General features: G+C 65.7%; 11 protein-coding genes. All 11 read left to right on the plus strand.

Annotated elements, in window-relative coordinates; genetic code table 11:
• Positions 1-11 precede the first annotated feature (11 nt).
• The 11 genes from soxZ to UNPF46_RS05710 all read left to right on the plus strand — a co-directional run bounded on the left by soxZ (position 12) and on the right by UNPF46_RS05710 (position 9,248).
• On the plus strand, positions 12-338 hold the full coding sequence (gene soxZ / locus UNPF46_RS05660) for a thiosulfate oxidation carrier complex protein SoxZ (protein ID WP_142249366.1): 327 nt from the start codon (positions 12-14) through the stop codon (positions 336-338).
• A 28-nt stretch (positions 339-366) separates the two neighbouring features.
• Positions 367-1,188, plus strand: a complete 822-nt coding sequence (gene soxA, locus UNPF46_RS05665) for a sulfur oxidation c-type cytochrome SoxA (RefSeq protein ID WP_142249367.1) — start codon at positions 367-369, stop codon at positions 1,186-1,188.
• Between the two features lie 24 nt (positions 1,189-1,212).
• A complete protein-coding gene (soxB, locus tag UNPF46_RS05670) occupies positions 1,213-2,901 on the plus strand; it encodes a thiosulfohydrolase SoxB (RefSeq protein WP_142249368.1) in 1,689 nt (562 codons plus the stop codon).
• A gap of 6 nt (positions 2,902-2,907) precedes the next feature.
• Entirely contained in the window at positions 2,908-4,170 is a 1,263-nt protein-coding gene (gene soxC, locus UNPF46_RS05675; RefSeq protein WP_142249369.1) for a sulfite dehydrogenase, read from the plus strand.
• Positions 4,154-4,846: a c-type cytochrome gene (locus UNPF46_RS05680; protein ID WP_246668606.1), complete on the plus strand. Its 693-nt coding sequence runs from the start codon at positions 4,154-4,156 to the stop codon at positions 4,844-4,846. The genes soxC and UNPF46_RS05680 overlap by 17 nt, the downstream gene beginning before the upstream one ends.
• Before the next feature lie 26 nt (positions 4,847-4,872).
• Positions 4,873-5,307, plus strand: a complete 435-nt coding sequence (locus tag UNPF46_RS05685) for a DsrE family protein (protein WP_181769807.1) — start codon at positions 4,873-4,875, stop codon at positions 5,305-5,307.
• Between the two features lie 156 nt (positions 5,308-5,463).
• Positions 5,464-6,369, plus strand: coding sequence for an alpha/beta hydrolase (locus UNPF46_RS05690; protein WP_142249372.1), 906 nt, complete (start codon positions 5,464-5,466; stop codon positions 6,367-6,369).
• Between the two features lie 10 nt (positions 6,370-6,379).
• A complete protein-coding gene (locus tag UNPF46_RS05695; protein WP_142249373.1) occupies positions 6,380-6,823 on the plus strand; it encodes a DsrE family protein in 444 nt (147 codons plus the stop codon).
• A 106-nt stretch (positions 6,824-6,929) separates the two neighbouring features.
• On the plus strand, positions 6,930-8,021 hold the full coding sequence (locus tag UNPF46_RS05700) for a YeeE/YedE family protein (RefSeq protein ID WP_142249383.1): 1,092 nt from the start codon (positions 6,930-6,932) through the stop codon (positions 8,019-8,021).
• A 112-nt stretch (positions 8,022-8,133) separates the two neighbouring features.
• The gene (locus tag UNPF46_RS05705; protein ID WP_142249374.1) at positions 8,134-8,685 is read left to right on the plus strand and encodes a YeeE/YedE thiosulfate transporter family protein; all 552 of its coding nucleotides are present in this window, start codon (positions 8,134-8,136) and stop codon (positions 8,683-8,685) included.
• Between the two features lie 11 nt (positions 8,686-8,696).
• Positions 8,697-9,248 carry a YeeE/YedE thiosulfate transporter family protein gene (locus UNPF46_RS05710; protein WP_142249375.1) on the plus strand — a complete coding sequence of 184 codons (552 nt, stop codon included), beginning with the start codon at positions 8,697-8,699 and terminating at the stop codon, positions 9,246-9,248.
• The last annotated feature ends 85 nt before the right edge of the window (positions 9,249-9,333 follow it).

Raw genomic sequence — 9,333 nt, forward strand, 5'->3', positions numbered from 1 at the left:
GGAGAGGAACAATGGCAGACAAACCGCGCATCAAGCTCCCCAAGGAAGCGGCCAAGGGCGAGGTGATCCAGATCAAGACCCTGGTCTCGCACGTCATGGAATCGGGCCAGCGCAAGGACGCGCAGGGCAAGACCATTCCGCGCAAGATCATCAACAAGTTCGCCTGCGAGTTCAACGGCAAGCCGGTGTTCTCGTGCGCGCTGGAGCCGGCGATCTCGGCCAATCCCTACATCCAGTTCGACGCCAGGATCGACGAGGCCGGAACCTTCAAGTTCGCCTGGACCGACGACGACGGCTCGGTGATCGCGGCCGAAGAGAAGATTGCGCTCAAGGCATGATGCGCGCGGCGCATTGAGGGAGGCACCGATGGCGCGACGATATCTTGGGTTGGCCGCTCTGGTCGTGGCCGCCGCGTCGGTTGCGACCCTCGCGGTCGCGGACGACGCCGAGCGCAAGGGCGTTGCGGCGCCGCCCGGCCACGTCTTCAAGACCATCATCTCCGGCTACGAATTCCGCAGCAAGGAGACCCGCGCGCTGCAGGACGACGACCTCGAAAACCCGGGATTCCTCGCGGTGGAGCGCGCGGCCGACGCCTGGAAGAAGGCGGAAGGCAGCGAGGGCAAGTCCTGCATGAGCTGCCACGGCGAGGCCGAGACCAGCATGAAGGGCGTCGGCGCCGCCATGCCGAAATGGGACGACAAGCTGAAGAAGCCGGTCAATCTCGAGCAGCGCATCAACATCTGCCGCAGCGAGCACATGAAGGCGGAGCCCTGGAAATTCAAATCCCGTGAGCTGACCGACATGACCACCTTCGTGCGCTACCAGTCGCACGGCATGCCCGTGGCAGTGAAGACCGACGGGCCGATGTCGCCCTGGTTCGAGCGCGGCAAGCAGATCTATTACACGCGCTATGGCCAGCTCGATCTTGCCTGCGAGTCCTGCCATGAGCGCAACAACGGCAAGTTCATGCGCGCCGACTTCCTGAGCCAGGGCCAGACCAACGGCTTTCCGACCTACCGGCTGCGCGACCAGCGCCTGGTGCCGCTGCACGAGCGCTTCGAAGGCTGCATGTTCGACGTGCGCGCCGAGCCGTTCAAGCCGCTCTCGGACGAGTTCCTCGCGCTCGAGCTCTATGTCGCCTGGCGCGGCATCGGCTTGCCGGTCGAGACGCCCTCGGTGCGCAACTAACCACGGTTTCCAGGAGCATCGCGCATGATCTCTCGCCGCGAATTCATGCAGGTCGCCGCGGCCACGGCCGCGCTGGCCGGCACAGGCTCCGGCCTGACCCGGGCGGTCGCCCAGCAGCGCCTGACCGAGAAGGAATTGCTGGCATTCGAGCCGCTCGGCAACGTCACGCTGGTGCACGTGACCGATATTCACGGCCAGCTGATGCCGCTGTATTTCCGCGAGCCCTCGACCAATCTCGGCGTCGGCGAGGCCAAGGGCTTGCCGCCGCACGTCACCGGCAAGGAGTTTCTCGCCCGCTTCGGCATCGCGCCCGGCTCGTCGGCGGCCTATGCCCTGACCTCGGAGGATTTCGAGGCGCTGGCCAAGAGCTATGGCAAGATCGGCGGCCTCGATCGCGCCGCGACCGTGATCAAGGCGATCCGCGCCGAGCGCGGCGACAAGGTCGCGCTGCTCGACGGCGGCGACACCTGGCAGGGCTCGTGGTCGTCGCTGAAGACGCGCGGCCAGGACATGATCGATTGCATGGCGCTGCTCAAGCCCGATGCCATGACCGGCCATTGGGAGTTCACCTATGGCACCGAGCGGGTCAAGCAGGCCATCGAAGGCCTCGGCTTCCCGTTCCTCGGCCTCAACATCCGCGACACCGAATGGAACGAGGCGGCGTTCGACGCCTCGACCATGATCGAGCGCGGCGGCGTCAAGATCGCGGTGCTCGGCCAGGCCTTCCCCTATACGCCGGTCGCCAATCCGCGCTGGATGATTCCGAACTGGTCGTTCGGCGTGCGCGAGGAGGACGTCCAGGCGCAGGTCGACAAGGCCCGCAAGGGCGGCGCGCAGCTCGTCGTGCTGCTCTCGCACAACGGCTTCGACGTCGATCGCAAGCTTGCGAGCCGCGTCAAGGGCATCGACGTCATCCTGACCGGACATACTCATGACGCGCTGCCTGAGGCGGTGAAGGTCGGCAAGACCCTGCTGATCGCCTCGGGCTCGTCCGGCAAGTTCGTCTCGCGGCTCGATCTCGACGTCCGCGACGGCGAGGTCAAGGCCTACAGGTACAAGCTGATTCCGCTGTTCTCCGACGTGATCAGTGCGGACGCCGAGATGGCCGCCAGGATCGCCGCGGTGCGCAAGCCCTTCGCCTCCGATCTCGCCAAAGTGCTCGGCAAGACCGACTCGCTGCTCTACCGCCGCGGCAATTTCAACGGCACGTTCGACGACCTGATCTGCCAGGCCCTGCTGCAGGAGCGTGACGCCGAGATCGCGCTGTCGCCCGGCTTCCGCTGGGGCACCAGCGTGCTGCCGGGGCAGGACATCACCTTCGAGGACGTCACCAACGCCACCGCGATCACCTATCCCGCGGTCTACCGCATGGGCATGACCGGCGCGCGGCTGAAGGAGATCATCGAGGACGTCGCCGACAATCTCTTCAACGTCGATCCCTATTACCAGCAGGGCGGCGACATGGTGCGGATCGGCGGGCTGTCCTACGCGATCGACGTCGCCAAGCCGCAAGGGCAGCGCATCTCGGACATGCAGATGGTCAAGACCGGTGCGCCGATCGATCCCGCCAGGGAGTATCAGGTCGCGGGCTGGGCCAGCGTCAACGAAGGCACCGAGGGGCCGCCGATCTGGGACGTCGTCGCGAACTATTTGACGCGGCAGAAGACCGTTCGTCTCGAGCCCAACCGGGCCGTCAAAGTCACCGGAGCGTAACAAGCGATGTCGAAGACAGACAGCCAATCCCGTCGCAGCTTCCTGGCCGCCGGCGCAGGCGTCGCGGCCACGATGCTGGCAAGGCCGGCTGCCGCCGGCGGCAATCCCGCCAACCAGCCGCCCAACGTCCCGGAATGGACCAGGTCGCTCGGCGAGGGCGTCGCGGTGCGGCCCTACGGCAAGCCGTCGAAATTCGAAAAGGACGTGGTGCGGCGCGACGTCGAATGGCTGACCGCCTCGCGCGAATCCTCGGTGAGCTTCACCCCGCTGCACGAGCTCGAAGGTATCATCACTCCGAACGGGCTCTGTTTCGAACGCCATCACGGCGGCATCGCGGAGGTCGATCCGGCCGATCATCGCCTGATGATCCATGGCCTCGTCGAGCGACCGCTCATTCTCACGCTGGACGAGCTGAAGCGCTATCCGCGCGTCAACCGCATCCACTTCATGGAGTGCGCGGCCAATTCGGGCATGGAATGGCGTGGCGCCCAGCTCAACGGCTGCCAGTTCACCCACGGCATGATCCATTGCGTGCAGTACACCGGCGTCTCGCTGCGCACGCTGCTGGAAGAGGCCGGTGTCAAGACCAACGGCAAATGGCTCTTGGTCGAAGGCGCCGATGCCGCCGCGATGGACCGCAGCCTGCCGATTGAGAAGGCGCTCGACGATTGCATCATCGCCTACAAGATGAACGGCGAGGCGCTCTATCCCGAGCAGGGCTATCCGATGCGATTGGTCGTGCCGGGCTGGCAGGGCAATCTCTGGGTCAAATGGCTGCGCCGCATCAAGGTCGGCGACCAGCCCTGGCACACCCGCGAGGAGACCTCGAAATACACGGACCTCATGCCGAACGGCAAGGCGCGCCGCTTCACCTGGTCGATGGACGCCAAGTCCGTGATCACGAGCCCGAGCCCGCAGGCGCCGATCAGGCACGGCAAGGGCTTTACCATCGTGTCGGGGCTGGCCTGGAGCGGCAACGGCAAGGTCAAGCGCGTCGACGTGTCGCTCGACGGCGGCCGCAACTGGTGGCCGGCGCGGCTCGACGGGCCCGTGCTCGACAAGGCGCTGACGCGCTTCTACTACGAGTTCGACTGGAACGGCGAGCCGCTGCTGCTGCAATCGCGCGTGCAGGACGAGACCGGCTACGTGCAGCCGAGCAAGGCCGAGCTGCGCAAGATCCGCGGCGTCAACTCCATCTATCACAACAATGGCATCCAGACCTGGCATGTGCAGGCCAATGGTGAGGTCGAGAATGTCGAAGTCGCTTAAGCTCATTGCAGTGGCGCTGACGGCCTGCGTGCTGGGCGCGCCGGCGCTTGCGCAGCAGAAGGCGGATGCCAAGGGCGGCCCGCGCTATCACATCGGCCGCGCGCCGACCGCGGACGAGATCCGCGGCTGGGATATCGACGTGCGCCCGGACGGGCAGGGCCTGCCGGAAGGCAAGGGCACCGTCGCGCAGGGCGAAAAACTGTTCATGGACAATTGCGCGACCTGCCACGGCGAGTTCGGCGAGGGCAACGGCCGCTGGCCGGTGCTGGCCGGCGGCAAGGGCTCGCTGACGTCGGACAATCCGGTCAAGACGGTGGGCTCGTACTGGCCCTATGCCTCCACCGTGTTCGACTACGTCAGGCACGCCATGCCCTATGGCAATACGGGATCCTTGTCGGTCGATGAATATTACGCGCTGGTCGCTTACGTCCTGTATCTGAACGACGTCGTCACCGATCAGAACTTCGAGCTGAACAGAAAGACCCTTGCCACGATCAAGATGCCGAACGAGCAGGGCTTTGTGATGGACGACCGCGCCATCAGCGAGAAGTCGTTCTGGCGGAAAGACCCCTGCATGAAGGATTGCATCGCCCCGGTGAAGATCACCGGGCGCGCTGCCGCCATCGACGTCACGCCCGAGGACGGCAAGGAGAAGAAGTCGCGGGGCGTGGAGTGAAATACGGCCGGGCGAGCCGCCGCACGCTGCTGCGCGCGGCTCTCGCGGCCGGCCTGCTCGTCGCGATCCATCCGGCCGTGACCCGGGCGGCGGAGCCTCACAGGCTCGCGCTGCAGATCAGCGACGACGACCCGGTCAAGATGCGCGCCGTGCTCGATGTCGCCGCCAACGTCTCGCGGCATTATTCCGGGCAGGGCGAGGACGTCGAAATCGTGGTCGTCGCCTTCAACGGCGGCCTCGACATGCTGCTCGCGGACCGCTCGCCGGTGAAGGAGCGGCTGGTGAACTTCCTGAAATCGATGCCCAATGTGAGCTTCATCGCCTGCGGCAACACGCTGGAGACGCTGGCGGCGAAGGAGGACAGGCGACCGCCGCTGATCGAGGGCGTCAGCGTCACCCAGGTCGGGGTTGCCGCGCTGATGGATTTGGCGGAGAAGAACTGGACGATTGTCCGGCCGTAGGGGAGGGCAATCGCATATGCGACTCGTGTTGATGCGGTGTGCTGGAACCTCAAACTCGTCATGCCCGGGACGAGCCCGGCCATGACGACGTGGAAGCGGTTGTGCATGAACCCACAGGATCATGTGAGATTGTCCGAGCGGTGAGGAGAGCTCTCGATGCGCTGGTTGCTGGGACTGACGGTCTTGCTGACGCTCGCGGTGCCCGCGCGCGCGGCCGAGCAGGAGCTCGAACTGTCGGTCGACGGCCGCGCGACGCTCGCGACGCTGCGCACGCCCGGCACGATGACATCGGACACGCCGCTCGTCGTGATGACCCACGGCACGCTCGCGCACAAGGACATGGAGGTCATTCAGGGCGTTGCCAAGGCGCTGGAGCAGCGCGGCATCGCCTCGCTCGCCCATACGCTGTCGCTCGGGCTCGATCGCCGCAAGGGCATGTATGACTGCGCCGTGCGGCATGACCATGTCGCCGAGGATGCGGTTGCCGAGATCGGCGCCTGGGTCGCGCGGGCGAGGGACGTGTCCCGGCTGGTCTTCGCGTTTGGCCATTCGCGCGGTGGCAACCAGGTCGCGCGCTATCTCGCAGCCAGCGGCACCCCGCAGGTCGCGGGCGCGGTGCTGCTGGCGCCGGTGACCGCAAAAGCCGAGGCCGATTTGCGCGCCTCCTACGCCAAGACCTATGGCAAGCCGCTCGAACCGTTTCTGGAGCTGGCAACGAAAGCGGTTGCGGCGGGCCGCGGCGGGGAGTGGATGGACGTCCCCGGCTTCATCTATTGTCGCAATGCCGTGGCATCCGCCCGCGCATTTGCGTCGTTCTACGGTCCCGATGCCGGTCAGGACACGGCCGCTCTCGTGGCGCGCGTGAAGCTGCCGGTGCTGGTGCTCGCCGCGACCAAGGACAGCGTGGTGCCCGATGTGGCCGCTGCCTTCGCGCCGCTTGCCGCTTCGAGCGGGGGCAGGGTTCAGCTCGACAAGATCGAGGATGCCGATCATTTCTTCCGCGACCTGTTCGCGGAAGACGTCGCCGACCGCATCGCTGAGTTCATCAAGCAGACACGATAGGAGGGGGACCATGCAGCGTCGATCCATGCTTCGCGCGAGCCTTGCCGGGTTATTTGGCGCCTTCACGATGCGCCAGGCATCCGCGGCGACGGAAACGCCCGCGCGTCAGCGCGTCGCCTATCATCTCGCCGATGCCGATCGCGTCGTCTTCGTTCTGGGCAATCTGCAGAACCACGTCGACGGCGTCGGCGGACCCGGCAAGGCCGACATCAGGCTGGTCGTGCATGGGCCGGCGCTGCGCGCTTTCCACGCGCTCGCGGCCCAGGACCACACGATTGCGATGATGACGAAGCTCGTCGATGCCGGTGTCGGCTTCGACGCCTGCGCCAACACCATGAAGGCGCAAGGCGTCAAGCTGGACGATCTCACGCCCGGTTTCGTGGTGGCCGAGAAGGGCGGCGTGGTGCGGCTCGCCGAGCTGCAACAGCAGGGATTTGCCTATTTGCGCCCTTGAAGCCGCTGTGTTCCGGCATGCGGCGGCGCCGAGCCTTGATCTGCCTCATGGGACGCGGCGCGGGGATCGCTAGACTCGCATGCGCGCAGGAACAGCCGAGGCGGACGTGCTGACGTCGATCATCGATCTCTTGGGTGAAGACCGGCTGTCATGGCTCGGCGGCCTCGTGGTCGGCGGCCTGTTCGGATTCTTCGCGCAGCGCAGCCGCTTCTGCCTGCGCGCCGCAGCCGTTGAATTCTCCCGCGGCGAGGGCGGGCCGCGCCTTGCGGTCTGGCTCCTGACCTTCGCCGCGGCGCTGGTCGGCACGCAAGGCCTGGTCGCGCTCGGCTGGCTCGACGTCTCCGAGGCGCGCCAGCTCGCACAGCAGGGCAGCATTTCCGGCGCGCTTCTCGGCGGGGTGATGTTCGGTTGCGGGATGATTTTGGCGCGAGGCTGCGCCAGCCGGCTGTTGGTGCTCTCGGCCAACGGCAATCTCCGGGCCTTGCTGTCGGGGCTGGTGTTCGCGGTGACCGCGCAAGCTTCCTATCGCGGCCTGCTGTCGCCCGCGCGCGAATGGGTGACCAATCTGTGGCTGGTCGATGGCGGCCCGTCGCGTGACATCATGGCGATGTTCGGCGCCGGCACGCCCGAGAAGCTCGCCTTCGGAGCCGTATGGCTGATTGCGGGCCTGTCCTTCGCCTTTCGCAGCCAGCTGCCACGCCGGCTGATCCTTGCCGCGCTTGCAACCGGGGCGGCCGTCGTCGCCGGCTGGCTCTTCACCTACCAGCTGTCGCAGGCCTCCTTCGCGCCGGTGACGCTGAAGAGCCTCACCTTCAGCGGACCGTCGGCCGAGGTGCTGATGCTGGTGCTCAACAGCGCGCAGCTCCGGCTCGGCTTCGACCTCGGCATCGTCCCCGGTGTTTTTCTCGGCTCGTTTCTGGCCGCGGCGCGTAGCCATGAACTGAAGCTCGAGGGATTCTCTGACGGGCTCGGTATGCGGCGCTATCTGCTCGGGGCCGTGCTGATGGGCTTCGGCGCGATGCTCGCGGGCGGCTGCGCGGTCGGCGCCGGCGTCACCGGTGCCTCGGTCTTCGCGCTCACCGCCTGGCTCGTGCTCGGCGGCATGTGGTTGGGCGCAGGGTTGACCGATCTGCTCGTCGACCGTGCCGGCATGCCGCGGCCGCACCAAGCGGCAAAGTCGCCGGCATCGGGCGCGTGATTTTATATTTTAGAGATTGCTAAATCTAAATCCTTGAATATGATTTTCCACGATGCGAGCCGATCGAGCCGCAGGAACGCGGGTAGACTGCCGCCGTCCCGGGGAAACGCACATGACCGCCATCACGGAAGGCTACGTTCGCGAAGCGCCGCGCGCCGCGCGTATCGACTGGTCGCCCTATCTCGTCGGCGCCGGAATAGGGCTGTTGAGTTGGGTTGCTTTTGCGGTATTCGGGGATCCGCTCGGCGTCACCACCGCCTATTCGCGCATCGCCTCACTGTTCGCTGTGCCGGTGGTCGGGCCGGAGGCTGTGGCGCAGAATTCCTACTGGAAGAGCATGCCGCTGAAGTGGGACTACGGCGTCTGGTTCCTCGTCGGCATACCGCTCGGCGCGTTCCTCTCGGCGATGATATCGGGTACGTGGCGGCTCGAGCTCGTGCCTGATGTCTGGAAGGAGCGGTTCGGCCCGTCAGTTACGAAACGTTTCGTCGCCGCGTTCCTCGGTGGCGTCGTGATCATGTACGGCGCCCGGCTTGCCGGCGGTTGCACCAGCGGGCACGGCATCTCCGGCGGCTTGCAGCTTGCGGTCTCGAGCTGGCTGTTCCTGGCGGTCATGTTCGCCACGGGACTCGCTATCTCCGCCCTCATGTTCCGTACGCGGTGAGGAGAATTGGGATGGCCACAATGATGACAATCCTCGGTCCGGTCCTGATGGGTGCAGCCTTCGGCTTCCTCCTGCAGCGAGGCAAGGTGACGAGTTGTAACGTGATCGAGAATCAATTCCGGTTGCGCGACTTCACCGTGCTGAAGGTGATGGGCACGGCAATCGTGGTCGGCGGCATCGGCGTGCTGCTGCTCGTCGATACCGGCAACACGAAATACTACGTGAAGGATGCCAACATGCTGGCGGTCGCGCTCGGCGCCGCATTGTTCGGCGTCGGCATGGTGGTCTACGGCTACTGTCCTGGAACGGCGCTCGGCGCCATTGCAACCGGAAGCGTTCATGCTCTGATCGGCGCGCTCGGTATGGTCGTCGGCGCCATCCTCTACGCGCTGAGCTTCGACTGGCTGAAGACCCACGTGCTCAACATCTGGGCGCTGGGCAAGATTCGCCTCCCGGACGTGACGAACGTTCCCGACATCGTCTGGTTCGCCGCACTGGCAATCGGTGCCGGGCTGTTCTTCTGGTGGGTCGAATCCACTGAAGCCCGGCAGAAGAGGGGCTGAAGCATGATCCGGAAAAGTGCGAAGCGGTTTTCCGGAAAGATCATGCGCAAACAACAACCTAAAGCGCGATGACGATTCATCCAAA

The sequence above is a fragment of the Bradyrhizobium sp. UNPF46 genome (assembly GCF_006658625.1).
Classification (GTDB): Bacteria; Pseudomonadota; Alphaproteobacteria; order Rhizobiales; family Xanthobacteraceae; genus Bradyrhizobium; species Bradyrhizobium nitroreducens.

What these genes read in the sequence shown, in the direction of transcription:
- soxZ (WP_142249366.1), top strand. Translation starts at nt 12, where the DNA reads ATGGCAGACAAACCGCGCATCAAGCTCCCCAAGGAAGCGGCCAAGGGC.
- soxA (WP_142249367.1), top strand. Translation starts at nt 367, where the DNA reads ATGGCGCGACGATATCTTGGGTTGGCCGCTCTGGTCGTGGCCGCCGCG.
- soxB (WP_142249368.1), top strand. Translation starts at nt 1,213, where the DNA reads ATGATCTCTCGCCGCGAATTCATGCAGGTCGCCGCGGCCACGGCCGCG.
- soxC (WP_142249369.1), top strand. Translation starts at nt 2,908, where the DNA reads ATGTCGAAGACAGACAGCCAATCCCGTCGCAGCTTCCTGGCCGCCGGC.
- UNPF46_RS05680 (WP_246668606.1), top strand. Translation starts at nt 4,154, where the DNA reads ATGTCGAAGTCGCTTAAGCTCATTGCAGTGGCGCTGACGGCCTGCGTG.
- UNPF46_RS05690 (WP_142249372.1), top strand. Translation starts at nt 5,464, where the DNA reads ATGCGCTGGTTGCTGGGACTGACGGTCTTGCTGACGCTCGCGGTGCCC.
- UNPF46_RS05695 (WP_142249373.1), top strand. Translation starts at nt 6,380, where the DNA reads ATGCAGCGTCGATCCATGCTTCGCGCGAGCCTTGCCGGGTTATTTGGC.
- UNPF46_RS05705 (WP_142249374.1), top strand. Translation starts at nt 8,134, where the DNA reads ATGACCGCCATCACGGAAGGCTACGTTCGCGAAGCGCCGCGCGCCGCG.
- UNPF46_RS05710 (WP_142249375.1), top strand. Translation starts at nt 8,697, where the DNA reads ATGGCCACAATGATGACAATCCTCGGTCCGGTCCTGATGGGTGCAGCC.